The following is a 21,102-nucleotide window of genomic DNA, read 5'->3' as shown; positions in this document are numbered from 1 at the left end:
GCAAGCCCCTCCCACATTTGCCCTGGTGTGTGTGCTTCCAGATCAGTGCAGTAATCTGGAATCGAGCACCGTTGATGGCTCACCGATAATGCTTTCAGCCAACTGCACAAATTGCGCCGTGTTGACGCTGTCAGCCCGCATCACCGCCTGTGCCAGATCATCCAGGGACCGCTTGTTATGGGTCTTCACGCGGATCTCGCGGTCCAGGTCCTGCAACACCAGCACCGCCCGCGCCACCGTGGCGCCGCTGACGTGTTCGCCGCGCAGGCTGGTCACGTCCTTGCCCTGCTTGCCCAGCCGCGCCTGAATTGCGGCATAGCGCTCATCGGTAATCCCGCCGGCACGGCGCATCAACTCAATCGCATAAAACTCGCCGAACCCTTCGCTGATCCAGTCGCTGGTGTCATGGTCATTGAATCGCCCGATGGCCTGCACCACTTCACGCAGCAATGGGCTGCTGCCGCTCTCACTCACCAGCGGCGTGCGGCTGTTGAGGTAGATCGAGTCGCGCGCCGCAAACGCGCCACGGCGCATCGGGTCGCTGGCGCCCACCACCAGCAGCTTGGCCGGGTGACGCGGGAACGCGGCCTCCACCTGCGGCCAGACGAAGGTCAGCAAGGTCAGCACATCCATGCGGCGCATGGCCTGGCCCTTGGGCGAAGCCACGGTGACGTCGGTGTCCCCCAGGCGCACGCGGCGGCTGCCGAGGGTGCCGGCGAGCATCCAGCCGGTGGGCCGATCGAACAGGCGCGACACATTGTCGATGCGGAATTTGTGCTTGCCGATGCGCGGCCAGGCGGTCTCGACGCTTTTCCAGCCGGGCGGCAGCTCGAACACCAGGCGCGAGACCAGTTCGACACCGTCCTGCTGGTCCAGGTGCGCGGTCGGCACCAGGTCTTCACCGCGAAACAGCGCCCAGCTCGGCGTCATCCGCGCTTCATAGGTACCCGGCTTGCGCGCATGGCTCAGGCGCACGCGGTAAGTGAGGCTGGCCTTGTCGGCATCGGGTTGCCACAGGCCACGGCTGCCGGTGACCTTCCACTGGCCGTCGGCGTTGAAGTCGCTGTAGTCGCCCGCGTGGCCCAGCTCGAAATTCAGGCTGCGCACCGCCGCGCCGTGGGACAGGCTCACGCGCACTTCGGCCTGATCGCTCTGGGGCAGCAGCTTGACGTGATAGTCCAGGTCGACCTTTTTCGCACACCAGGCCGAGCTGCTCATTGTCAGCAGCGTCAGGGCGACCGCCAGCTTGATCACTTCCCTCATACCCACTCCTGGTTCAGCCCGCGCGGAAAATCAGGTAATCCTCCCAGTCATCCTCGGGCACGCTGCCTTCGCTGAGCATGCGCCCGGACTGGGAAATGCGTTCGTGGTGCACGGCGTCGCGGTCGCCGCAGACCAGGTGGTGCCACAACGGCAGGTCCTTGCGCTCGCTGACCAGCCGGTAGCCGCAGGTGGGCGGCAGCCATTTGAACTGGTCGGCCTGGCCGGGGGTGAGCTGGATGCAATCGGGCACCGAGGCCCTGCGGTTGGGGTAATCGGTGCATTGGCAAGTGTTCAGGTCGAGCAGTTTGCAGGCGATGCGCGTGTAATAGACGCTGTTGTCGTCTTCATCTTCAAGCTTTTGCAGGCAGCACAGGCCGCAGCCGTCGCACAACGACTCCCATTCTTCCTGGTCGAGGTGTTCAAGGGTTTTGCGTATCCAGAAGGGTTCGACTTTGGCGGCCATGGCTCTGCATCGGTATCGGTAGGTGAAAAGGCCGCCAGTCTAGTGCCCAAGCCGCCTGGAACCAAGCGCTGGCGACTGGCGGTGTTACAAAGCTTGTCAGGCCGGCGAGTGCGCAGTAGCGTTGAGCGCCACATTGACGATCAGGAGCCCCCATGACACGTGTTGCCGATTACCCGATCCACCCGCAGTTCACCGAGCGCTGGTCGCCCCGCGCCTTCACCGGCGAAAGCATTCCACAGGAGACCTTGCTGAGTTTCTTCGAAGCAGCTCGCTGGGCGCCGTCCGCGTACAACTCGCAACCCTGGCGCTTTCTCTACGCGCGCCGTGACACGCCGGACTGGGAGCGTTACCTGGGCCTGCTCAACGAATTCAACCGTAACTGGGCGCAGCATGCGTCGGCGTTGGTGATCATCGCCTCGAAAACCGACTTCATTGCGCCCGGCGCCAGCGAGGAAACTCCGGCGCTGTGGCACACCTTCGACACGGGTTCCGCCTGGGGCCACCTGGCGCTGCAAGCCAGCCTCAGCGGCTGGCATACCCATGGCATGGCCGGTTTCGATCAGGCATTGACCCGCAAGGAACTGAAGATTCCCGAGGGTTACGCGCTGCACGCGGCGGTGGCCGTGGGCAAGCTGGGCGACAAATCGACCCTGCCGGACTACCTGCAGGGCCGTGAAGTGCCGAGCCCGCGCAAGCCGTTGAGCGAATTAGTGTCCGAAGGCGACTTCAGCCTGTAAACAGGCGGGCAGCCAATGTGGGGAGGCACTTTCCCCACATTGGCGATGGGTCAATAACCGCGTTCGAAGTCCACTTCACCGCGCAGGGCTTCACGGGCCTGATACGCGCGCAGGTTCTGCACAAACAAATCCACCATCATCGACGGCGAGGTCGGCGCCGAGCTGTGCCCGGTCAGCAGCAGGCCCCACGCGGTCCAGAACGGATGGCGTTGCGGCAGCGGCTCCTGGCGACACACATCGATCACCGCGCCAGCCAGGTGCCCTTCTTTCAGCGCCTCGACCAGGTCGGCGTCGACCACCGCCACGCCGCGCCCGACGTTCATGAACACGCCCGTCGGTTTGAACTGCTTGAACAGCGCCGCGTTATACAGGTCGTGGGTTTGCGCCGTGTTGGGCAGCAGGTTGATCACGTAGTCCGCCTCTCCCACCAGCCGCTCCAGTTGATCAAGCGCGGCCACTTCAACGAACGGCGCCTGCTCCCGCGCGGTGCTGGCGATGCCGTACAGCTTCACACCGAACGGCACCAGGAACTCGGCAACACGCTGGCCGATATCGCCGGTGCCGACGATCAGCGCCGTGCGCCCCGCCAGGCTCTGGCCGGTGCGATTGTCCCACTTGCGCTCCACCTGGCTGACCAGACGCGCCAGCACTTCACGCTCGTGGCCCAGCATATAGGTGAGCACGAACTCGGCCATGACCTGGCCAAAGATGCCCACCGCACGGGTCAGGCGATAGCCGCGCGGCAGGCCGTCGGCCAGCAGCGGCGTGATGCCGGCCCAGGTCGATTGCAGCCACTGCGGCTGATGCCCCTGGCGCAGCAGGGTCGCCAGCAGGTCCGGCTGGCCCAGCCATACCGGGCAATCGGCGGCCAGGCGCGAGAGTTCGGCCGAGTCGCCGCTGGTCAGTACCTCAAGGTCCGGCGCGGCGTCGCGCAGCAGTTGGGCGTAGAGCGGGTGATCCTGTTCAGCAATCAGAACACGCATGGTTAAAACCTTTCAAAAACAGTGCAGACGGCCGCCCGCATCCTTGCGGCCACCGCCCACTCATTACGATTGCGTTGAAGAAAGTGCCCCGGGCAGGGCACCCACCGATCACATCGGGTCGTTGCGGCGCAGCAGCTCTTCGGGCAAGTGTTCGATGTACTCGTCCTCGGCCGGCGGCATTTGCAGGTGGTAGCCCTGCTTGTCGAGATTTTCCAGGACCACCAGGATGTCTTCGCGCGACAGCTTGCGCTCCGGGCTCAGCACCATGTCGAAGGCGTGATGCGGCTTGCCGAAGGCGACCATCAGGGGCTCGGGCACGCGCTCGAGGGCATCGCTTTTGAGCACGTAGAGGTACATGCCGTCTTTTTTCAGGCTGCGGTAGATGGAGCAAATACGTTTCAAGGCTGTTCTCCGGCAGAGGCCAGGCTGTCGAGCAGCGCCTGGCCCATCAACGCGCGGCGCCAGCCACGCAGCGAGTCGGGCAATGTATAAGGCCCATCGGGGTAGCCACTCTTGACCAGGGCTTCGAGGGTTTTCTTGCGCAGCATCAGCTCCGGCGCCATGTCCAGGCGTTCGGCTTCGGCCTGGCCGAGGGCGCGCAACTGCTTGATCAGCGTGGCGGCGTCCACCGGCAGCGGCTCGGCCACGGCCGGTGGCCATTGGTCCATGGGCACGCTGGCGGCGCGCTTGATCAGGTCGAGCAGGAACGGACCGTCCTGGCGCACGGTGCGCGGGTGCATGTCTTCGATCTTGCCCAGCGCGACCAGATTGTCCGGCTGGGATTTGGCCAACGGCCACAGCGAGTGTTCGCGAATGATGCGGTTGCGCGGCAAGTCGCGGGCCCGCGCCTGCTGCTCGCGCCAGGCGCACAGTTCACGCAGCACGGCCAGTTGCGCGCGGGACAGTTTCCACGCCAGCTTGGCATCGCGGTACAGCTCGTAGGGGTCGATCTCGCGGCGCAGGTTGGCCACCAGTTCGGCGCCGTCTTCCAGCACCCAGGCGTATTTATCGTCGGACAACTGCGGACGCAGGCGGATGTAGACCTCGGCCAGGTGCACCGCATCTTCGGCGGCGTAGCTCACCTGCGTGTCGGACAATGGCCGCTGCAGCCAGTCCGAGCGGGTCTCGCCCTTGGGCAGCTCGATATCGAGCACGGCCTGCACCAGGCGCGAATAGCCCATGGAGAAGCCGAGGTTCAGGTAGGCGGCCGCCAACTGGGTGTCGAACAACGGCACCGGCAGGCTGCCGGTCAGGCGCAGCAGTACTTCAAGGTCTTCGCTGCAGGCGTGTACCACCTTGATCACCGCCGGATTTTCCAGCAGCGCGGCCAGGGGTTGCCAGTTGTCGATGGTCAGGGGGTCGATCAGGTAAGCGCGTACGCCATCACCGATCTGGATCAGCCCGGCGATGGGATAAAAGGTGTCGACCCGCATGAATTCGGTGTCGAGGGCGACGAATGGCAACTGCTGCCATTCGGCGCAATGCTGGCCGAGGCTATCGTTGTCGCAGATCCAGTGAATATCGATGGCCACACGGCTCTCCCTTGAAGAATGGCGCGCAGTATATATCGCGAAAGGGCCTTGCGAGCATTCGCAGTGCACAGGCAATCATGAAAACTCGGACAGGCACTGAAGAATAGTCCGACAGGCGGGAGTTATCCCCTCTTACGCAGTACGTAAACCCGCCAAAGCCGGGAGCCCGGCATGAATTCCTGATGTTTCAGGACCTTGAAGCCTGCCTGGCGAAATTCGCCTTCCACGAAGGTACGTGAGGGCACGGAGACAATCACGGTGTCGCGGCTGACCCGGTGAAACTCGCGCAGCAACGCCAGACGCCCTTCTGCGCTGGGCACATGGCGAAACAACTCCAGGCAGAAAATGCAGTCCACTGCATTCGCCGACAAGCCGATGGAAAACGCTGATCCCTGGAAGGTCTTGACCCGCTTGAGCAACGCCGCCGGGTGGTGGGTAAGCGCGTGGTCGAGCATGTCCTGGGAGTTGTCAGAGGCGAGGATCACGCGGTTGATGTGCTCGCCCAGCACCGGCCAGAATCGCCCCGAACCGCAGGCCAGGTCGAGGATCAGGCCCGGTTCGCCGGCCACTTTCAGGGCCTGGCGCACCAGCCATTCGTCGCGCCACATCGCCAGGCGCCGCCGCAGCCTGGGCGGATGCGGGTCGCCGCAGACCCGCGCGTGCTCCTGGTCATAGCGCTCGGCGAAGTCAATCTCGATGGAGGATGGAGGTTGTGGCGACATCATGGGCTCATCAGGGTGGAACGGAAGTGAACGACCTTGGTGGACAGCTTAACCAGTGCAACGTGAAAAAAAGGTTGAAAGCCGCAGGCGTCGCGTCAATGCTCGCGCCTACAAAAAAACTGCCCCAAGGACCCGCCCCCATGAAAGCTTCCCTGGCCCTGTGTGTACTGGCGTGCTCGGCAACCACCGCCCTGGCCGACCCCGCCCCGTCACGCCTCGATGAGGTGATCCAGCGCGGCACGCTCAACGTGTGCACCACCGGCGACTACAAGCCCTACAGCTCGTTGCGCGCCGACGGCAGCTATGAAGGCATCGACATTGCCATGGCCGAGTCCCTGGCCCAGAGCCTCAACGCGAAGATCAACTGGGTGCCCACCACCTGGAAAACCCTGATGCCGGATTTTCTCGCGCAACGCTGCGACATCGCCGTGGGCGGTATTTCGGTGTCGCTGGAGCGCCAGAAAAAAGCCTTCTTCAGCGAATCCCTCGGCGTCGACGGCAAGATCCCGCTGGTGCGGTGCGCCGATGTGCAGCGCTACCAGACCGTGGAGCAGATCAACCAGCCGCAGGTGCGGGTGATCGAGCCGGCAGGCGGCACCAACGAGGTGTTCGCCCGCGCCCACCTGGCCCAGGCGCAGATCCGCCTGCATGACAACGTGACGATCTTTGACGAACTGCTGGCCGGCAAGGCCGACGTGATGATCACCGACGCCAGCGAGGCGCGCTACCAGCAAAAGCTCAAGCCCGGACTGTGCGCGGTCAACCCCGAGCGGCAAATGCAATACAGCCAGAAAGCCTTCCTGCTGCCGCGCGATGATGTGGCGTGGAAAAGCTATGTCGACCAATGGCTGCACATGAGCGTGGCGACCGGGGTGTACGACGGCATCGTCAACCAATGGCTGGCGGCGCCCTGAGCCAAGTCCGTCTACGCTGCTGTGACATCAATAATAAAGAGGGATGAAACATGAAGGCATTGCTGCGAATCACCTGGCTGCTGCTGATCTGCGCCAGCCAGGTGCATGCCGCGACGGCGCAGGAAGAAGACGCCGAGGCGGCCAAGGCGTTGCTGCAAAAAGCCGTGGCCTACTATCAGAGCAATGGTGACAAGGCCCTCGCGGCATTCAGCCGCCAAGGGGAGTTTGTCGACCACGACCGTTATGTGTTCGTGGTCGACACTAAAGGCGTACTGCTGGCCAGTGGCGGCCCGTCCTCGGCATTGATTGGCCGTGATGTGTCCGAAGTGCTGGGCCCGGAGTTGCGCCAGTCGTTCAAGGACGCGCTCAAGGTGCCGGAAAACCAGGGCGTGCAGCAGGCCGACTACCGCTGGCAGAACTGGAACGACGGCAAGGTCGAGCACAAGCATGTGTTTTACCAGCGGGTGGGCGAGCGCATTCTGGCGGTCGGCTATTACCTGCCACGGGCCACCCCGGAGCAGGCGCGGGCGCTGCGCAACAAGGCGGTGAACGCGTTGGTGAAGGATGAGGCGGGCACGCTCAAATCGATCAACTCGTTGCAGGGCGGGTTCCTGCAGGACGACCTCTACGTGTTCGTGGTCGACCTCAATACCCGGCGCTACGTGGCCCATGGCACCACCCTGCGGCTGATCAACACCGACTTCAGCAAGGTCAAGGACCCGGACGGCAGGCCAGTGGGCGAGCCCATTCTCAAAATAATGGCCGAGCAGGACCAGGGCGAATACAAATACCGCTGGCAGAACCCGGTGACCGGCAAGGTCGAGAACAAGCATGCCTATGTGCGCAAGAGCGGGCACTTCATGGTGGCGGTGGGTTATTACAGCCCATGATCCGGCGCTGAAATGCAGTTCCTTGTGGGAGGGGGCTTGCTCCCGATGGCGGTGTGTCAGGCACAGGTGCTTTAACTGAAGCACTGCTATCGGGAGCAAGCCCCTTCCCACCTATGGATCTTCGCTGATCAGTCAGCCGGCTTTGTCTTCGCGGCCGCGCAGCACCTGATTGGGCATCGCAATGGCCGCCGCCAGGCCCAGCAGCGACACCGCCGCACTCACCATCAGCAAATGCCGGAACGTCACCGCCAGCTCCGCGCGCAGGGCGTCCTGCGCCGGGCCGGGGGCGGCGTTGAGGCCGTCGAGCAGCACGCTGCCGGAACTGCCTTCGGCCGCCAGCGCGCCACTGGCCATGTGGACGAAGCTGGAATCCTGTAACAGCGCCAGCAGCAGCGCCGACATGCAGGCCACCCCCACCGCCCCGCCGAGGGAGCGGAACAGGTTGGTGGTGCTGGTGGCCACGCCAATGTCGCGTTGCGCCACCGAATTCTGCGTGCCCACCAGTGAGGTAGGAAACTGCATGCCGGCGGCGATCCCGCACAGCACCATGAACAACGCCGTCATCCCGACCGCCTGCGGCGCACTCAAGGCCATGCCGAGGATCGCCAGGGGGCTCAACAGCGCACCGCTGAGGATCATCGGTTTGTAGCGGCCGGTCACCGAGGTGAGGCGCCCGGCACAATAAGCGCCCATCGGCAGGCCCATCGCCAGCGGCAACAGGTGCAGGGCCGCGCTGTCGGCGCCGGAACCGGTCACGGTCTGGTAACGCAGCGGCATCAGCACGGTCAGGGAAATCGCCTGAAAGCTGGTGATGAAAATCGTGCACCAGCACAGCACCGCGCTGCGGTTGGCGAACAGGTGCATCGGCAACAGCGGCTCGCGGGCGCGGCGCTCGTGCCACACGAACACCGACAGCGCCACCAGCGCACAGACCAGCAGGCCCAGCACCTGCGGGTCACGCATGGCATGGCCCTGGCCGATTTCGGTGATGCCCAACAGCAACGCGGTGAGGCCGATGATCATCAGCACGGTGCCCAGGTAATCGATGATCGGTTTGCGCTGCGGCGCCGGCAGCCCGCGCAGGGTGCGATGGGCCACGTACCAGGCGCCGGCGCCCAGCGGCAGGTTGATCAGGAACACCCAGCGCCACGACAGGTACTCGGTCATCAGGCCGCCCAGCACCGGGCCGGCCACGCTGGCCACCGCATACATGCTGCTGAAGTAGCCCTGGTAGCGCCCCCGCTCGCGGGGCGCAATGATGTCGCCGATGATCGCCTGGCTCACCGAGATCATGCCGCCGGCGCCGATGCCCTGGAGAATCCGCGCCAGCACCAGTTGCTCCATGCTTTGCGCCATGCCACAGAACAGCGACGCCACGGTGAACAGGCCCATGCCGATCAGCATCATCGGGCGGCGCCCGTACAGGTCGCCGAGCTTGCCATAGATCGGCACCGCCACCGTCATCGCCACCATGTAGCCGGAGATCACCCAGGCCAGCAGGTCGACGTCGTGGAACCGCGCGGAAATGGCCGGCATCGACACGGCGACGATGGTCTGGTCGAGCGCGCCGAGAAAGATCGCCAGCATCAACGCGATGAGGATGCTGCGCACGGCGGGAACCGGTGGAACGGGCTGATTGAGCTGAGTCACGGCAGAACCTTCGAGCAGGGCCCGCGGGAAAGACGGCCTGCGGGAATGCTCGATACGATAGCAGGCTATTCGATAGCCTCGTAAGGAAGTCCGACGTAATTTTCCGCGATGGTCTGGCGGCCCGCGCGGGAGTGGATGAAGTAATCCAGTTCACTCTCGGCGATGCGTTGGGTGAAGCTGTCGGACTCGGGAAACTGGTGCAACATCGAGGTCATCCACCAGGAAAACCGCTCGGCTTTCCACACCCGGCGCAGGCAGATGGCCGAGTATTGCTCCAGCAGGTCGACGCGCCCTTCGCCATACACCTTGAGCAGAATGCGATACAGCGTGCTCACATCACTGGCCGCCAGGTTCAGGCCCTTGGCGCCGGTGGGCGGCACGATGTGCGCGGCGTCGCCCAGCAGGAACAGACGGCCGTACTGCATCGGTTCGACCACGAAGCTGCGCAGCGGCGCGACGCTTTTTTCGAGGGAGGGCCCGGTAATCAGCGCTTCCGCCAGCTCAGTGGGCAGGCGTTTTTTCAATTCGGCCCAGAATCGCTCGTCCGACCAGTCGCTGACCGGCTCGTCAGCGGGTACCTGCAGGTAATAACGGCTGCGCGTTGGCGAGCGCATGCTGCACAGCGCAAAACCTCGCGGGTGCCTTGCATACACCAGCTCCGGGTGCACCGGCGGCGTGTCGCAGAGCATGCCCAGCCAGCCGAACGGATACACCCGTTCGAACACCTGCAGCGATTCGGCCGGGATCGATTGCCGCGCCACCCCGTGGAAACCGTCGCAACCGGCGATGTAGTCGCAGTCCAGGCGAAACATCTCGCCCTGATGCTCGAAGCTCAGCCAGGGTCGCTCGGTTTTCAGGTCATGGGGCTGCACGTCGCGCGCCTCGTACAGCGTGGTGGCGCCGACCGCAGCTCGGGCGGCCATGAGGTCGCGGGTGACTTCGGTCTGACCGTAGACCATCACCGACTGGCCCCCCGTGAGTACCTTGAGGTCGATATGGGTCAGCCGGCCATTGAGCGCCAGTTCGAAGCCATCGTGCACCAGGCCCTCGGCGTCCATGCGTTGGCTCACGCCGGCCTCGCGCAGCAGGTCGACCATGCCTTGCTCCAGCACCCCGGCACGGATGCGGCCCTGCACATAGTCGGCGCTCTGGCGCTCAAGAATCAGGGTCTGGATGCCAGCGTTGTGCAGCAACTGGCCCAGCAGCAATCCCGAAGGACCGGCGCCAATGATGGCGACTTGGGTTTTCAGCGTCTTCATTATTTTTATCGCCCGCAAGTTCCACCTCGAACGGATCGGGTGAAAGCGTTGTCATTGATCGTGCTGCTGACATTTTTCACTTGAGTGGCCGCTACAAGAAGGTGAAAACTGCGCCAAAAGCTGCGCTTTTTACCAATCGGGGCGATTACCGCACCACTATCCTGAGTATCGGATTGAAACCATGAGCCAAACCGCGATTCCAGTCTTCAAGCTGTACGGGGAAAGCCTGCAGTGGCCTACCCCCGATTTGCTGCACTGCGAAACCATTTCGCGACGTAGTCGGGAATACCAGTGGGAAATCCAGCCCCACCGGCACGCGGATCTGTGCCAGTTGCTCTACGTGCACAAAGGCCAGGCACACCTGGAAATCGAAGGCCAGCGCAGCACCCTCAGCGAAGCGAGCCTGCAGGTGCTGCCGCCGTTGTGTGTGCACGGGTTTCGGTTTGCCGAGGATGTGGAAGGTTACGTGGTGACGTTGTCCGCGCCGCTGATCAGCCATTTGCAGGGGCAGTTGGGCGCGACGGTCGACGGCTTGCAGACCCTGGGCAGCTACCCGGCCGGCAAGGACAGCGACTACCTCAACAGCCTGTTCGTGCGCCTGCAGGACGAATACGTGAACGAGCAGCCGGCCCGCGACATGATGATGCACGCCGTGGTCAGCGTGCTGCTGGTGTGGGTCAGCCGCCAGGCCATCCAGCGTCGCCACCCGCGTGCCCCGCGTGGGCGCGAATATTTTCGGCGCTTTACGCAGTTGGTCGAGCAGCATTACCGCGAGCACCCCAGGATCGAGGACCTGGCCCACAAGCTGGGCATCTCGGTGTCACACCTGAATGGCACCTGCCGCGAACTGGGCGGGCAGCCGGCGTTGCAGATCATGCACGACCGCCAGTTGCTGGAGGCCAAGCGCCTGCTGACCTATACCAGCATGACGATCAACGAGATGTCGGACGTGCTGGGGTTTTCCGACCCGACCAACTTCTCGCGATTGTTTCGTCGACGCGTAGGGTTTTCGCCGAAGGCGTTTCGCGAGCAACTCAAGTCGGATTGACTTGGCCAGGTTGGATCTTCGGTGCCTCGCGATCAGCGCAAGGCACTGAAACTGCCGGTGTGCGGCACGCATTGGTCCTGGTGGCAGCTGATCGCAAAGCTTGGCTGCATGCGCGTTTGCTCGACGCGGTAGGCCGCCGTGCCGTACAGCGCGCTGGCCAGGGCGCAAAGGGCGAAAATCGTCAGGTACTTTCTGGTTTTGAGGGTCATGGCACAGACCTCTGGATGACTGTTTGAAGCATAGGTCAGCCAGGGCGAGTTGCCATTATTGGGCGATATTCAAACCGTTTATGTCGACTTACAGACCGATGTCCCAGATCGGCTCTTCCGGAAACCGCTCCACCAGAAAATCCAGCAGGCTGCGCAGCGCTGACGGCATGTGTTTGCGCGAGGCGTACACCGCGTAAATGTTCATTTGTCGAGGCTCGGCCTCGGGCAGCAGGCGCACCAGCTCACCGCGACGAATGTAATCGCCAGCCTGATAGCTGGGCAGCATCGCCACCCCTGCCCCGGCCAGTGTTACCCGCAGCAAAGTGCTGGCCTCGTTGGAGGTGATCGTGCCCGTGATGGGCACCGAGACGTGCTCACCGCCTTCCTCGAAATGCCACAGACTTTTGCCGAAGTAGGAGTGGGTCAGGCAGTTGTGCAGGGCCAGCTCTTCGACTTTTTGCGGTGCCGGGTGCTCAAGCAGATAGGCCGGCGTGGCGCACACCACCGAGCGACAGACGGTGAGGCGCCGGGCGATCAGGTTGGGGTCCAGGTCATTGCTGGTGCGGATGGCCAGGTCGATGCGCTCGTCCACCAGGTTCACCGTGCGGTCGAGCATTTGCAGGTCGACGGTCACCAGGGGGTAGCGCTTGACGAAGGCGGCGATGGCGTCGGCCAATTGCGCCTGGCCGAACGAGGTGCTCACGCTCAGGCGCAACAGCCCGCGCGGCGCGTCATCCGGCGTGCCGACGGCGGCCTGCATGTCGCTGCACAGTTCCAGCAATTGCCGGCAGCGCGGCAGGGTTTCACTGCCTGCGGCGGTGAGGCTGAGCTTGCGCGTAGTGCGATGCAGCAGACGCGCGCCGACGAAGTCTTCGAGTTCGGCCAGGTAGCGCGACACTACCGGGCGCGAGAGGTCCAGGTGATCGGCGGCAGCCGACTGGCTGCCCAGCTCCACCACGCTTACAAACACGCGCATTGCCTGAAGACGGTCCATGATCTGCCCACTTTTAGAAACAAACTATGTCCCAGCATGGCATTTTTTGTGATGTTTCAGGCAACTAAGCTGTGCGCATCCCTTATCGAATGCAGGAGCTGCCCGATGTTCTCAACCTTCAAGCGCTTGACGCTGGTAACCGCAGCCCTGGCCTTTGCCGCCCACGCGGCGGCGGCCGAGCTGAAACTCGACGTGTACAACCCCGGTGAAGCGGCGATTTTCCCGGTGAGTTCGGTGCTGGTCAGCGGCGCCAAGGACGCGATACTGGTGGACGCCCAATTCGGCAAGGGCCAGGCTGAGCAGTTGGTGCAGAAGATCCGTGCCAGCGGCAAGCACCTGACCACCATCTATATCAGCCACGGTGACCCGGATTACTACTTCGGCCTCGATACCCTCACCGCCGCGTTCCCGGACGCCAAGGTAGTGGCGCCGCAGCCGGTGGTCGACCATATCAAGGCGACCGTGGCCGGCAAGCTGGCGTTCTGGGGCCCGAAAATGGGCGCCGACAAGCCGGGCAAGACCCTCGTGCCGCAGGTACTTGAGGGCAATAGCCTGACGCTTGAGGGCGAGGCACTGCAGGTGATCGGCCTCGACGGCCCGCAGCCGGACCGCAGTTTTGTGTGGATTCCGTCGATCAAGGCCGTGGTGGGCGGGGTGGTCGTCTCCGAAAACATTCACCTGTGGATGGCCGACACCCAGGGCGCGCAGTCCCACAAGGATTGGCTGACCACCCTGCAGCGCATTCAGGACCTGAAGCCGAACACCGTGGTCCCGGGCCATTACCTGGGTACGCCATCGCTGGCCTCCGTGGCCTTTACCGCTGACTACATCAAGGCATTCGACCTCGAAACCGCCAAGGCCAAGGACTCCACCGGCCTGATCGCGGCGATGAAAAAACGTTACCCCGACCTTGCCGACGAAAGCTCGCTGGACCTGAGCGCCAAAGTCGCCAAGGGCGAAATGAAGTGGTGAAGCGTTTCAATCCTTAACCGAACCGGAGAACATCATGAGCAAGATCGCAATCATCGGGGCCACTGGCCGTGCGGGCAGTCAATTGCTGGAAGAGGCGCTGCGGCGCGGGCACAGCGTGGTGGCCATTGCGCGCAACACCGAAAAACTCGCCGCGCAGCCAGGCGTCACCGTCAAACAAGTGGACGCACTCGACGCAAAGGCCTTGCAACAGGCCATCAGCGGCAGCGACGTGGTAATCAGCGCCGCGCACTTCGCCAGCCTGCCCGCCAGCGCCGTGATCGGGCCGGTGAAACAGGCCGGAGTACACCGCCTGCTGGTGGTCGGCGGCGCGGGTTCGCTGCTGCTGCCGGACGGTGGACGGGTGATCGATAGCGCCGGTTTCCCTGAGGAATACCGCGCCGAAGCCAGTGCAGGGGCTGAGTTTCTGGAAGCGCTGCGCGAGGAGAAGGAGCTGGACTGGACCTTTTTGTCGCCATCGGCCGAATTCGTGGAGGCTGCGCGCACAGGTACATTCCGCCTGGGTCAGGATGAGCTGCTGGTCAGCGCCGCAGGACGCAGCTGGATCAGCTTTGCTGACTACGCCATTGCACTGATCGACGAAGCGGAAACCCCAAGGCACTCGCGCCAACGCTTCACCGTCGGCTACTGACACACCGCGGTTAAACATGTGGGAGGGGGTTTGCTCCCGATGGCGGCGGGTCAGTTGAGACGTCTTTGGCTGACACACCGCTATCGGGAGCAAGCCCCCTCCCACACTTTGATTGGCGGTGGCTCAGGCCGCAGTTTTTCAATAGCTCCAGTGATTTTCTGATTTGCCGCCCTCCCCCAGCACGTGGCCTGATTCGCTCTGGTTCATTCAAGGCAGGCTCATGCAAAACGTGCAGACGAAACCCTCCACCGCCGTATGGCTGGTGATCAGTGTGATCCTGATCGCCCTCAACCTGCGTCCGTCGATGGCGGCCGTGGGGCCGTTGCTGGCGTCGATTCGCGCCGATGTGCCATTGAGCTTCAGCGACGCGGCGTTACTGACCATGCTGCCGGTGATGACCATGGGCCTGGCGATGTTCGTGGGCATGGGCCTGGTCAGGCGCTTTGGCGAGCACCGCAGTGTTGTCGCGTCGTTGCTGCTGATTGGCGTGGCGACGTTGTCGCGGCTGTTCCTCGATTCCGCGCTGGAGCTGATTGTCAGTGCAATGGCCGCTGGTATCGGAATTGCGCTGATCCAGGCACTGATGCCGGCGCTGATCAAGTCACGGTTCAGCACGAATGTCTCGCTGTTCATGGGGTTGTACGTCACTGCAATCATGGGCGGCGCGGCGCTGGCGGCGTCGCTGTCCCCGTTCGTGCAAATGTACACCGGCAGCTGGCGCGCAGGCCTGGCGATCTGGGCCGTGCTCGCGCTGCTGGCGGTGCTGGCCTGGTGTGCACAACGCGCGGCGCTACCCGCCCTGCCCCAGGCGGGTTCCGACACGCAGCGAGGTTTTTTCGGCAACGCCCGGGCTTGGCTGCTGGCGCTGTTTTTCGGCCTCGGCACCGCCTCCTACACCTGCGTGCTGGCCTGGCTGGCGCCTTACTACGTCGAGCAGGGCTGGAGCGAACAGCACGCCGGGCTGCTCCTGGGCTGGCTGACCGCCATGGAAGTGGTCTCCGGCCTGATCACCCCGGCCATCGCCAATCGTCGCGAGGATAAACGCGGCGTGGTCGCGGTGCTGCTGGTGCTGATCTTCCTCGGTTTCTGCGGCCTGATCCTCAAGCCCCAGCACCTGAGTCTGTTGTGGCCTTGCCTGCTCGGCCTGGGCATCGGCGGGCTGTTTCCGATGAGCCTGATCCTCGCCATGGACCACCTCGACCACCCGCGCCGTGCCGGCAGCCTCACCGCCTTCGTGCAGGGCATCGGTTACCTGATCGCCGGCCTGTCGCCGCTGCTCGCGGGGATGATCCGCGAACGCTCGGGCAGCTTCACGTGGGCCTGGTGGTCGCTGACCGCGGTGGTCGTGGTGATGCTGCTGATGGTCACGCGCTTCAATCCACGGCACTACGCCCGACATATTCGCTGAGGTCGTGTTGTGGACATTATTTGTCCCACGACAAACATAGAAACGCCCTACAGAACTTTCTATTGGCACGACCGTTCCGTTAAGCTTTTGCACTGTCGTGTACTGAGTTCGGTACCGAAGGTTAGCGGACGGAACCGATGCTAAACAGTAACTTGCTCAGAAAACTCGATATGCAGGACCTGATGGTGTTTATCGCCGTCTACGACCAGAGCAGCGTTACCGACGTGTCTGAGACGCTGTTCGTCAGCCAGTCCACCGTGAGCTACAGCCTGAAGAAACTGCGCACCAGTTTCGAAGATGAGTTGTTTATCAACACCCGCGCGGGCATGCGTCCTACGTCCAAGGCCACGACCATGTACGGCCATGTGCAGAGGATCCTCGAAAGCATCAACCTGTGCCACGCCGGCGACCAGCCGTTCGACCCTGCGCAGAAGGCCGTAACGTTCAACGTGTGCGCCCCGGAATACTTCGAGCAATTGATCCTGCCGCGCCTGTTGAAGGACTTCGACCGCGCCGACCTGCCGGTGATCGTCAATGTGCAGCGACTCGAAACCGACATTCCCGCCGACGACCTGCGCGACGGGCGCCTGGACCTGGTGATCTGCTTCGGCCCGCACTTTCATCGCGCACACAAGGACTTCAAGACCCAGATGCTGCTGGAGGATGACCTGGTGTGTGTGTTCGACAAACGCGCGGCGCCGCCGGAGCCGGTGTTCAGCCTGCAAGCCTTCGTGGCCCGGCGCCACGTGTTCCCTACGCCGTGGACCTCGGCCACCAACATGATCGACGGCTGGCTCGCGCGCCAGGCCCACAAGCGCCAGGTGGTCGCGCGCGCCAACAGTTACAGCGCCGCGTTGAAGATGATCACCGGCACCGACTTCATCGTTACCCTGCCGCGCCGCGTGCAGAAGCTGCTGGCTCCCGCCACGGTGTTCGGCCACTGCGAGGCGCCGAGCGGTTTGCCGGGGTTTACGCTGGATATGCAGTGGAAGGAAGCCGGCGCGCAGGACAGCGCCAACAGCTGGTTTCGCGAACAAGTGGTGAAGGCCTGCGCCGACCAGGGCTTGCTCTAGAGCGGCGCGGCCAACCCGCGATCGCTCATGAACGCCTCCAGCCGCGAGCGCACCCAGCGCTCGGCCGGGTCGGTGTCCACGTGGCTGAGCCAGACCATGGACAGGTCCAGGGTTGGCGTCTGAAACGGAAACGGTTCGCAGAACAGTTTGCCCGACACCGCCATGGCTTCGGCGGTGTAGTCCGGCAGGCTGGCAATCAGGTCGGTGCCGGCCAGCAGCGCCGGCAGCGCACTGTATTGCGGCACCGACAGCACCACCTGGCGCTTGCGGCCGATTTCTGCCAGCCACTCATCGGCAAACCCTGCCACGTTGGCGGTGTGGGACACCAGCACATGGGGACGTGCGCAATATTCGTCGAGGGTCAGCGGCGTTTGCGAGGCGTCGGCGCGCAGGATGCGCGGGTGGATATGGCGCAACAGCTTGCGCTTGGCATTGGCCGGCAGGCCGCGGGTCTGGGTGATGCCGACGGTGATGTCGCCGGACGCGAGCAGGTCGGGAATGCGCCAGTAGTCGACATGCTGCACCACAAACACCACCTGCGGCGCCTCCTGGCGCAGGCTGCGCAGCAACGGCGGCAGCAGGCCGAACTCGACGTCATCGGACAGGCCGATACGAAAGGTCATGGTGCTGATGGACGGGTCGAAATCGTGGGTCAGGCTCAAGGCCGACGACAAGGAGTCCAGGGCCGGCGACAGGTGCTGGATGATTTCTTCGGCACGCGCCGTGGGCTCCATGCGGTGGCCCACGCGAATGAACAGCGGGTCATTGAACAAGGTGCGCAAACGGTTGAGCGCCGAACTGATGGTCGGCTGGCCGAGAAACAGCTTCTCGGCCACCCGCGTTACATTGCGCTCGAGCATCAACGCTTCGAAGACCACCATCAGGTTGATATCGGCCTTGCGTAATTCATTGCGATTCATCGGCGCCTGCCCCTTCCCCACGACAAGCCGCAGTGTAGAAAGCGCCGGGGCCGGCGTCTATGTACGCGGCGCATTCAGCCCGAATCAAGGTCCGCCGATGATCAGGGTGAGGTGTGGGCACAGTAGAACGCGCCGAAAGCTCACATCCAGACGGGAACGGGCTTTAGGGGTGGCGCCGAGGATTGATAGCGAACGCACATCAATCTATCCAAATTTGTCACTTATCATTTCTAAATGTGTCAGCCACTATCTCGGGTCTTAAGCGAAACAAGCACTTTAAAAAGAACGCTGGAGACACAAAACCATGACAAGCCCTTCCCGGCCCGCCTCTGCCTCCTCGAAAGTCGGCGCGGTTTTTCGCGTTACTTCGGGTAACTTCCTCGAACAGTTCGACTTCTTCCTGTTTGGCTTCTACGCCACCTACATCGCTGCCGCGTTCTTCCCCTCTGCCAATGAGTTCGCATCATTAATGATGACCTTCGCCGTATTCGGCGCAGGCTTCCTGATGCGCCCGCTCGGCGCCATTATTTTGGGTGCTTATATCGATGACGTGGGTCGTCGCAAAGGCCTGATCCTGACCCTGTCGATCATGGCCAGCGGCACGCTGTTGATCGTGCTGGTGCCGGGTTACCAGACCATTGGCCTGTGGGCTCCATTGCTGGTGCTGCTGGGTCGCCTGCTGCAAGGCTTCTCGGCCGGTGCGGAACTGGGCGGTGTATCGGTTTACCTGTCGGAAATGGCCACACCGGGCCGCAAGGGTTTCTACACCAGCTGGCAGTCGGGCAGCCAACAGATCTCCATCGTGGTCGCCGCCGCACTGGGTTACGGCCTGAACGTGTGGATGGAACCTGCAGTGGTGGCCGATTGGGGCTGGCGCATTCCGTTCGCCCTGGGCTGCGTGATCATCCCGTTCATCTTCATCCTGCGTCGCAACCTGCAGGAAACCGAAGAGTTCGCCAACCGCACGCACCGCCCGACCATGCGTGAAGTGATGGCAACCCTGGTGAAGAACTGGACTGTGGTCATCGGCGGTATGTTGATGGTGGCCATGACCACCACCGCGTTCTACCTGATCACTGTGTATGCGCCGACCTTCGGCAAGACCGTGCTGCAACTGAGCACCTCGGACGCCCTGCTGGTGACCTTGCTGGTGGCCATCTCCAACTTTATCTGGCTGCCGATCGGCGGCACCTTGAGCGATCGCTTCGGCCGCAAGCCGGTGCTGCTGGCCATGACCGTGCTGACTGTGCTGACCGCTTACCCGGCGCTGTCCTACGTGGTCAACGCACCGAGCTTTGCGCACATGCTGGAAACCCTGCTGTGGTTCTCCTTCCTCTACGGCATGTACAACGGCGCGATGATTCCGGCGCTGACCGAAATCATGCCAGTGGAAGTGCGCGTGGCGGGCTTCTCCCTGGCTTATAGCCTGGCGACGGCGATCTTCGGCGGGTTCACCCCGGCGATCTCCACCTGGTTTATCCATATCACCGGCGACAAGGCCTCGCCGGCCTACTGGATGATGTTTGCCGCGCTGTGTGCGCTGTGTTCGACCCTGGCGCTCTATCGTCGCGCCAACGCCCGCGGGCAAGTGATGCAAGGAGCGGTGTAATGAAGTTTCTCGCTAAAACCCTGACCGCCCTGGCCCTCAGTGCCCTGGCGCTGACGGCCCAGGCCGAACAACTCAAGGTGATGACCTCCGGTGGGTTCACCGCTGCCTACAAATTGCTCGGCCCGCAGTACGCCAAGCAAAGCGGCGACACCCTCGACACCATCCTCGGCCCGTCCATGGGCAAGGCGCCGGAAGCGATTCCCAACCGCCTGGCCCGTGGCGAACACGCCGACGTGGTGATCATGGTCGGCTATGCGCTGGATGAGCTGATCAAACAGGGCAAGGTCGACCCGGCCTCCCGTGTGGAACTGGCGGACTCGCGTATTGGCCTGGTGGTCAAGGAAGGCGCAGCCAAGCCGGTGATCAACACCGATGCGGACCTGAAGGCGGTGCTGAGCAAGGCCAAGTCCGTGGCCTATTCGGACAGCGCCAGCGGCGTGTATGTCGAGAAAGAGCTGTTCAAGAAACTCGGCATGCCGGCCAAGGGCACGATGATCGAACGCGCGCCAGTGGCCGAACAGGTGGCCAAGGGTGATTACGAAGTGGGCTTGCAGCAGGTGGCGGAATTGTTGCCGGTCAAGGGCGTAACCTTTGTTGGCAAGCTGCCGGAAGACGTGCAATCGGTAACGCGCTTTGCGGCCGGTATCCCGGTCAACGCCGAACACAAGGATGAGGCCAAAGCGCTGCTCAAATTCCTCGCCTCCCCCGAGGCGCAACCGGTGGTGCAATCCACCGGCCTGGACTCGGTATCACGCTGACCGAAACGGCATCTCCCGCACCAACCGTTCCAACTCCAGCGCCGCTGGCGGCAATGTCCGCCCGCGGCGTTTTATCAAGCCCACGTTGCGCATCACCTGCGGTTCCACCAGCGGCACACTCACCAGAATCGGGTGCTCGCACGCCGGCATCGCAATCGATGGCACCATCGCCACGCCCAACCCCGCCTCCACCAGCCCGATCATCGTGGTCACGTGGTGCGTCTCGCAGATGCTCGGTTTTTTCACCCGCACCCCACGCAGGGCCTGGTCCAGCAGGAAGCGGTTGCCCGAGGTCTTGTCCACCGTGATGTAGTCGTGCTCGTAGGCTTCGGCCCAGCTTACGCTCGCGCGTTCGGCCAACGGGTGATCACGCCGGCAGGCCAGCACGTAGCGCTCCTGCAGCAGCAACTCGAACTCCACCTCATCGGCCAGGCTGCCGCTGAAACTCACGCCAAAATCCGCCTCGCCGCTTTCCACCGCATTGCACACCTCACCCGCACTGGCATCGAGCACCCGCAGGCGGATCTTCGGATACAGCTTGTGGAACTCGGAGATCACGTGGGGCATGAAGTAATACGCCGTGGACGGCACGCAGGCGATGGTCACGTGGCCCATGCGCGTGGAGGCGACATTGCTGATGCCCATCAGCGCGATGTCGAGGTCGTCGAGCATGCGCTCGACCTGCGGCAGGAACGCGCGGCCAACCATGGTCAGGCTGACGCGGCGCGTGGTGCGCTCGAACAGCTTCACGTCCAGCGCCGACTCGAGTTTTTCGATGCGCCGGCTCAGGGCCGGTTGCGAGATGCGGATGGCCTCGGCGGCGCCGCGAAAGCTGCCCTTGTCCACCACGGCGCGGAAGGCTTGGAGGTCGTTGAGGTCGAAGTTGATGATCACGGGTCGACTGCTGGCTCAGAGTGAATCGCGATACTACCTTACAGGCACGGTTCACGCGCAGTCAGCCCGGCCGGGCGTTGCCATTGGATTCGCTGAAAAACGTTCCGGGCAATGCAATTTAGTATAAATTGCCATCACTTTATTCATGGCTTAAA

At 63.2% G+C, this 21,102-nt stretch carries 22 protein-coding genes; 10 read left to right on the top strand and 12 right to left on the bottom strand.

Annotated elements, in window-relative coordinates; all coding sequences use genetic code 11:
- Window positions 1–42: 42 nt before the first annotated feature.
- Together RHM60_RS23635 and RHM60_RS23630 are read right to left on the bottom strand one after the other, a co-directional pair.
- Window positions 43–1,263, bottom strand: a complete 1,221-nt coding sequence (locus tag RHM60_RS23635; protein WP_322212950.1) for a hypothetical protein — start codon at window positions 1,261–1,263, stop codon at window positions 43–45.
- 13 nt (window positions 1,264–1,276) lie between these two features.
- Complete coding sequence (locus RHM60_RS23630; RefSeq protein ID WP_209990028.1) at window positions 1,277–1,726, bottom strand: YcgN family cysteine cluster protein; 450 nt, start codon at window positions 1,724–1,726, stop codon at window positions 1,277–1,279.
- A gap of 152 nt (window positions 1,727–1,878) precedes the next feature.
- Here RHM60_RS23630 and RHM60_RS23625 point away from each other — a divergent pair, with 152 nt between their 5' ends.
- On the top strand, window positions 1,879–2,463 hold the full coding sequence (locus RHM60_RS23625) for a nitroreductase family protein (RefSeq protein WP_322212949.1): 585 nt from the start codon (window positions 1,879–1,881) through the stop codon (window positions 2,461–2,463).
- A gap of 50 nt (window positions 2,464–2,513) precedes the next feature.
- Here RHM60_RS23625 and RHM60_RS23620 read toward each other — a convergent pair whose 3' ends face one another.
- From RHM60_RS23620 to RHM60_RS23605, 4 genes are all read right to left on the bottom strand, one after another.
- Window positions 2,514–3,446: a D-2-hydroxyacid dehydrogenase gene (locus tag RHM60_RS23620; RefSeq protein WP_209990025.1), complete on the bottom strand. Its 933-nt coding sequence runs from the start codon at window positions 3,444–3,446 to the stop codon at window positions 2,514–2,516.
- 108 nt (window positions 3,447–3,554) lie between these two features.
- Complete coding sequence (locus tag RHM60_RS23615; protein WP_322212948.1) at window positions 3,555–3,848, bottom strand: YcgL domain-containing protein; 294 nt, start codon at window positions 3,846–3,848, stop codon at window positions 3,555–3,557.
- Entirely contained in the window at window positions 3,845–4,978 is a 1,134-nt protein-coding gene (rnd, locus tag RHM60_RS23610) for a ribonuclease D (protein ID WP_003233994.1), read from the bottom strand. The genes RHM60_RS23615 and rnd overlap by 4 nt, the downstream gene beginning before the upstream one ends.
- Window positions 4,979–5,100: 122 nt before the next feature.
- Window positions 5,101–5,700 (bottom strand): class I SAM-dependent methyltransferase, encoded by a 600-nt coding sequence (locus RHM60_RS23605; RefSeq protein WP_209990016.1) that lies wholly within the window; start codon window positions 5,698–5,700, stop codon window positions 5,101–5,103.
- 140 nt (window positions 5,701–5,840) lie between these two features.
- On the opposite strand from RHM60_RS23605, the gene RHM60_RS23600 reads away from it, so the two are divergent.
- Window positions 5,841–6,614, top strand: a complete 774-nt coding sequence (locus RHM60_RS23600) for a transporter substrate-binding domain-containing protein (protein WP_322212945.1) — start codon at window positions 5,841–5,843, stop codon at window positions 6,612–6,614.
- A gap of 50 nt (window positions 6,615–6,664) precedes the next feature.
- Window positions 6,665–7,504, top strand: a complete 840-nt coding sequence (locus RHM60_RS23595; protein ID WP_209990012.1) for a cache domain-containing protein — start codon at window positions 6,665–6,667, stop codon at window positions 7,502–7,504.
- Between the two features lie 132 nt (window positions 7,505–7,636).
- Here the strand turns inward: RHM60_RS23595 and RHM60_RS23590 are convergent, their stop codons facing one another.
- Window positions 7,637–9,154, bottom strand: a complete 1,518-nt coding sequence (locus RHM60_RS23590; protein WP_322212944.1) for an MDR family MFS transporter — start codon at window positions 9,152–9,154, stop codon at window positions 7,637–7,639.
- Between the two features lie 65 nt (window positions 9,155–9,219).
- Window positions 9,220–10,404, bottom strand: coding sequence for a 4-hydroxybenzoate 3-monooxygenase (gene pobA, locus RHM60_RS23585; RefSeq protein ID WP_322214663.1), 1,185 nt, complete (start codon window positions 10,402–10,404; stop codon window positions 9,220–9,222).
- Between the two features lie 190 nt (window positions 10,405–10,594).
- Between pobA and RHM60_RS23580 the strand changes: the two genes are divergently transcribed.
- Window positions 10,595–11,461, top strand: coding sequence for a helix-turn-helix domain-containing protein (locus RHM60_RS23580; RefSeq protein WP_209990008.1), 867 nt, complete (start codon window positions 10,595–10,597; stop codon window positions 11,459–11,461).
- Window positions 11,462–11,493: 32 nt separating this feature from the next.
- Here the strand turns inward: RHM60_RS23580 and RHM60_RS23575 are convergent, their stop codons facing one another.
- Window positions 11,494–11,670 carry a hypothetical protein gene (locus tag RHM60_RS23575; protein ID WP_209990006.1) on the bottom strand — a complete coding sequence of 59 codons (177 nt, stop codon included), beginning with the start codon at window positions 11,668–11,670 and terminating at the stop codon, window positions 11,494–11,496.
- A gap of 88 nt (window positions 11,671–11,758) precedes the next feature.
- Complete coding sequence (locus tag RHM60_RS23570) at window positions 11,759–12,664, bottom strand: LysR family transcriptional regulator (protein ID WP_322212942.1); 906 nt, start codon at window positions 12,662–12,664, stop codon at window positions 11,759–11,761.
- Between the two features lie 105 nt (window positions 12,665–12,769).
- Between RHM60_RS23570 and RHM60_RS23565 the strand changes: the two genes are divergently transcribed.
- The 4 genes from RHM60_RS23565 (at window position 12,770) to RHM60_RS23550 (ending at window position 16,766) form a co-directional block, all read left to right on the top strand.
- Window positions 12,770–13,636, top strand: a complete 867-nt coding sequence (locus RHM60_RS23565) for an MBL fold metallo-hydrolase (RefSeq protein WP_209990002.1) — start codon at window positions 12,770–12,772, stop codon at window positions 13,634–13,636.
- Window positions 13,637–13,670: 34 nt separating this feature from the next.
- Window positions 13,671–14,285, top strand: coding sequence for an NAD(P)-dependent oxidoreductase (locus RHM60_RS23560; protein ID WP_322212941.1), 615 nt, complete (start codon window positions 13,671–13,673; stop codon window positions 14,283–14,285).
- A 220-nt stretch (window positions 14,286–14,505) separates the two neighbouring features.
- Window positions 14,506–15,693, top strand: a complete 1,188-nt coding sequence (locus RHM60_RS23555) for a cyanate transporter (RefSeq protein ID WP_322212939.1) — start codon at window positions 14,506–14,508, stop codon at window positions 15,691–15,693.
- Window positions 15,694–15,830: 137 nt separating this feature from the next.
- On the top strand, window positions 15,831–16,766 hold the full coding sequence (locus RHM60_RS23550) for a LysR family transcriptional regulator (RefSeq protein WP_322212938.1): 936 nt from the start codon (window positions 15,831–15,833) through the stop codon (window positions 16,764–16,766).
- Here the strand turns inward: RHM60_RS23550 and RHM60_RS23545 are convergent.
- Window positions 16,763–17,686: a LysR family transcriptional regulator gene (locus tag RHM60_RS23545; protein WP_003233981.1), complete on the bottom strand. Its 924-nt coding sequence runs from the start codon at window positions 17,684–17,686 to the stop codon at window positions 16,763–16,765. The genes RHM60_RS23550 and RHM60_RS23545 overlap by 4 nt on opposite strands.
- A 304-nt stretch (window positions 17,687–17,990) precedes the next feature.
- Between RHM60_RS23545 and RHM60_RS23540 the strand changes: the two genes are divergently transcribed.
- Both RHM60_RS23540 and RHM60_RS23535 read left to right on the top strand, forming a co-directional pair.
- Window positions 17,991–19,295, top strand: a complete 1,305-nt coding sequence (locus RHM60_RS23540) for an MFS transporter (RefSeq protein WP_209989993.1) — start codon at window positions 17,991–17,993, stop codon at window positions 19,293–19,295.
- Window positions 19,295–20,053 carry a substrate-binding domain-containing protein gene (locus RHM60_RS23535; protein WP_209989992.1) on the top strand — a complete coding sequence of 253 codons (759 nt, stop codon included), beginning with the start codon at window positions 19,295–19,297 and terminating at the stop codon, window positions 20,051–20,053. The genes RHM60_RS23540 and RHM60_RS23535 overlap by 1 nt, the downstream gene beginning before the upstream one ends.
- Here RHM60_RS23535 and RHM60_RS23530 read toward each other — a convergent pair.
- Window positions 20,045–20,947 carry a LysR family transcriptional regulator gene (locus RHM60_RS23530; RefSeq protein ID WP_231422102.1) on the bottom strand — a complete coding sequence of 301 codons (903 nt, stop codon included), beginning with the start codon at window positions 20,945–20,947 and terminating at the stop codon, window positions 20,045–20,047. The genes RHM60_RS23535 and RHM60_RS23530 overlap by 9 nt on opposite strands.
- Window positions 20,948–21,102 lie beyond the last annotated feature (155 nt).

It is taken from the genome of Pseudomonas sp. MH9.3, assembly GCF_034354675.1.
Taxonomy (GTDB): Bacteria; Pseudomonadota; Gammaproteobacteria; order Pseudomonadales; family Pseudomonadaceae; genus Aquipseudomonas.
This window is presented reverse-complemented; position numbering and strand designations above follow the sequence as displayed.